The sequence below is a fragment of the Micromonospora sp. genome, from assembly GCF_048594385.1.
Classification (GTDB): domain Bacteria; phylum Actinomycetota; class Actinomycetes; order Mycobacteriales; family Micromonosporaceae; genus Micromonospora; species Micromonospora wenchangensis.
Genome location: NZ_JBMDWU010000352.1, coordinates 1 through 3,243, shown reverse-complemented (window position 1 = coordinate 3,243; position 3,243 = coordinate 1). Strand labels below are relative to the sequence as shown.

The window sequence follows — 3,243 nt, the reverse complement described above, 5'->3', positions numbered from 1 at the left end:
CCGGTCTCGGCCTGTTCGCCGTGGCGCTGCCGGTGATGGTGACCCGGCAGCGGGAGTACGTGCTGGCCGACGAGCAGCTCGGCCGGGCCGTGGTGACCGCGGTGAGCGGGCACCGCGACGTCACCGCCAGCGGGGCCCGCGACCAGGTCACCGGGTGGGTCGGCGGGTCCGTCGACGCGCAGGCCCGGGTGGAACGCCGGCTGGCCACCATGGCGGCGACCCGCAGCCTGAGCCTCGCGTTGGGCGGCTGGCTGCCGGTGCCGGCGCTGCTACTGGCCGCGCCGTGGCTGGTCCGTCAGGGGCTGGGACCGGGCGCGCTGCTGGGCGCGCTCGTCTATGTCACGCGGGGGGTGCAGCCGGCGCTGCACAGCCTGGTGCAGGGCGTCGCGGCCGGTGGCCTCCGGTTCGCCGTCACCCTGGACCGGCTGCTGCGTACCGCCGCGCCGGCCGACAGTGACCCGGCCGGGTCACCGCCGCCCCGCCCCACGCCGCGGCGGACCGGGGCGGCGTTGTCGCTGCGCGGGGTGACCTTCCGGTACGGCCCGCACGCCGACCCGGTGCTCGACGACCTCGACCTCGAGGTGCCCGTCGGGGACCACCTGGTGATCGTCGGGGCCAGCGGGATCGGCAAGTCGACCCTGGCGGGGCTGATCGCCGGGGTGCTGCACCCCCAGTCGGGCACCGTCCACGTCGGGGGGTCGCCGGTGGGCGGGGCGACGCCCGGCGAACTGGCCGAGCGGCGCGTGCTCATCCCCCAGGAGGCGTACGTCTTCACCGGCACGCTCCGCGACAACCTCGGCTACCTGACCCCCGGTGTGCCGGACGACGTGGTGGACCGGGCGGCGGCCCGGCTGGGACTGACCGGGTTGCTGACCCGGCTCGGCGGGTACGACGCGATGCTGCGCCCGGCGGACCTGTCGGCCGGGGAGCGCCAGCAGGTGGCGTTGCTGCGGGCCTGGATCTCCCCCGCCCCGCTGGCCATCCTCGACGAGGCGACCTGTCACCTGGACCCGGCCACCGAGGCCCGGCTGGAGACGGCCTTCGCCGCCCGACCCGGCACACTGGTGGTGATCGCCCACCGGGTCAGTTCGGCGCTGCGGGCGCGGCGGGTCCTGCTGCTCGACGGGCGGACCGCGTTGCTGGACACCCACCAGGGGCTGCTGGAACGCTCAGCGGCCTACCGTGCCCTGGTCGGCTACGGCGAGACGGAACCGTCGGACCCCGCCACCTTCTGGACGGCGTCGGACGGGACACCGGCGGCCCGGGCCTAGGCGCCGCGAGCCTCAGCCGAACAGGCCACCTCGGAGGTACGTCCCGAGCGGTGCCCAGGGTCAGGTCGGGGGCGCGGCCGGCGGCATCGCCCGGGGACAGATCGGAGGCGCGGCCAGCGGTGGAGCGGGGTCACGCCGAGGGAGGGCCCCGCGGCGGTGCCGGCGGGCACGCCGGGTGCCGGGATCGGGTGGGTGCCGGTCACAGCCAGCCGGATTCCCGGGCGATCCGCACCGCCTCCCAGCGGGTCCGCGCTCCGGTCTTCGCCATGATCCGCGACAGGTGGTTACGCACCGTGCCGGCCGACAGCACCAGCCGTTCGGCGATCTCCTGGACCGGATGCCCCTCGGCGACCACGTCGAGCACCTCCCGCTCCCGGTTGGTCAACGGGTTGTCGGCGACCTCGAGGGCGGCGACCACCAGATCGGGGTCGAGGACGACCCGTCCCTCGGCGAGCTGCCGTATCCCGTCGACGATCCGGCCGGGGGGCACGTCGCGGCTGAGGAAGCCGATGCGGTGGCCGTGCTCGGCGAGCACCGGCCCGAGCCGGCCGGCCCGTCGCTGTTCGACGAGAACCAGCAGGGAACCCACGGGTGTGCTCGTCGGCTCCGTCGGCGAGCGCAGCGCCGGGGCGGTGGACCCGCCACCGGCAGCCGGAGTGGTTTCGACGACGGGTTCCGCCACGCCCAGGGTGGCCAGCCGGACCAGTTCCGTCACGGTCAACATGTCGAACTCGACCACTGCCACGTCGGGGCGCTCGGCCCTGACCGCCGCATGCAGGTGGTGTGGACTGTCCACCTCACCCACGATCTCGATGTCGTGTTCGGCGGCGAGCAGCTGGGCGAGTGCGCCCCGGAGCAGCCCGCCCTGGAGGGCGAGCAATGTGCGAACCATAAGCGACTCCCGAGATGATGCCCGTGTTGACGAAATGTGTGCGGTCAATGACGCACGGTTCGGAATCTTATTGAATCCGTAACTGGTTCGACACCCCTTCCCACGGGCGGTCAGATCCACCCGGCGTCCTGGGCCCGCTGAACCGCTTCCCACCGGTTGCGGGCACCGGTCTTACGGAGCACCGCGGACAGGTGGTTGCGGACGGTGCCCGGCGCCAGGTGCAGGTGACCGGCGATCTCCTTGGTGGACATTCCCCGGGCGGCCGCGGCGGTCACCTCGCGCTCCCGCTCGTTGAGGGGATTGACCGCGGCGTCCAGTGCGGCCAGGGCGGTCACCGGGTCGATCATCCGCTGCCCCTCCGCGACCAGACGAAGCTGGTCCAGGAGTTCCTGGGGCGCGACGTCCTTGGCGATGATCCCCCGGGCCCGGGCGCCGAGGGCCCGGCGCAGTGCCCGGGCGGTCCGCCGGGAGGTCAGCACCACCACCGCACACTCCGGCAGCCGGGCGTGCCATCGCCCGGAGAGCACGGCGGGGTCCTCGATCGCGTCGAGATCGACCAGGACGACGTGGGGACGTCGGGTGACGACCCCATCCGTCAGATGGTGGTCGGGATCGCTCTCGCCGGCCAACTCGAATCCGGGGGCTGCGGCCAGGATCGCCGCGAGGGCGGTACGCAACAGTCCCGGCGGCCCCACCACGACGACACGAATCGTCGGTTCATCGTTTTCTGCCGCCCGGTCCGGACCCGACGATGATTGTTTTCCGCTCGCCAGTTCGTCCATCCGTCACATTTTCCCAAACGGAGGCGGCCGCAGACGCGACTGTCGGAATGACGACCCGTTCCCGGCCAACGGAAAAGCGGTCGAAATGCATCATGTGACGGAAGAAGCGAGCCGGCGGACTGCCGGACGTCCGGAAAGCACCGATCTGACGGATACAGCAGTTGAGGCCAACCCCTGTTCGGGGTTGGCCTCAACTGAAAGGTTGTCCGGCGGTGTCCTACTCTCCCACACCCTCCCGAGTGCAGTACCATCGGCGCTGGAGGGCTTAGCTTCCGGGTTCGGAATGTGACCGGGCGTT

At 72.6% G+C, this 3,243-nt stretch carries 3 protein-coding genes and 1 rRNA gene; 1 reads left to right on the top strand and 3 read right to left on the bottom strand.

The window, feature by feature from the left end:
• A partial coding sequence (locus ACOJTC_RS18845; RefSeq protein ID WP_420117863.1) for an ATP-binding cassette domain-containing protein occupies window positions 1-1,271 on the top strand: 1,271 nt, incomplete at its 5' end.
• Between the two features lie 199 nt (window positions 1,272-1,470).
• Here the strand turns inward: ACOJTC_RS18845 and ACOJTC_RS18840 are convergent.
• The 3 genes from ACOJTC_RS18840 to rrf all read right to left on the bottom strand — a co-directional run.
• Window positions 1,471-2,163 carry a LuxR C-terminal-related transcriptional regulator gene (locus tag ACOJTC_RS18840; RefSeq protein WP_420117862.1) on the bottom strand — a complete coding sequence of 231 codons (693 nt, stop codon included), beginning with the start codon at window positions 2,161-2,163 and terminating at the stop codon, window positions 1,471-1,473.
• A 110-nt stretch (window positions 2,164-2,273) separates the two neighbouring features.
• The gene (locus tag ACOJTC_RS18835; protein WP_420117861.1) at window positions 2,274-2,945 is read right to left on the bottom strand and encodes a DNA-binding response regulator; all 672 of its coding nucleotides are present in this window, start codon (window positions 2,943-2,945) and stop codon (window positions 2,274-2,276) included.
• A 204-nt stretch (window positions 2,946-3,149) separates the two neighbouring features.
• Window positions 3,150-3,243: ribosomal RNA gene (gene rrf, locus ACOJTC_RS18830) — 5S ribosomal RNA — on the bottom strand; the annotation flags it as partial.

Bases quoted from the DNA above. Each gene is read 5' to 3' on its own strand.
- ACOJTC_RS18835 (WP_420117861.1), bottom strand. From the start codon at position 2,945: ATGGACGAACTGGCGAGCGGAAAACAATCATCGTCGGGTCCGGACCGG.
- ACOJTC_RS18840 (WP_420117862.1), bottom strand. From the start codon at position 2,163: ATGGTTCGCACATTGCTCGCCCTCCAGGGCGGGCTGCTCCGGGGCGCA.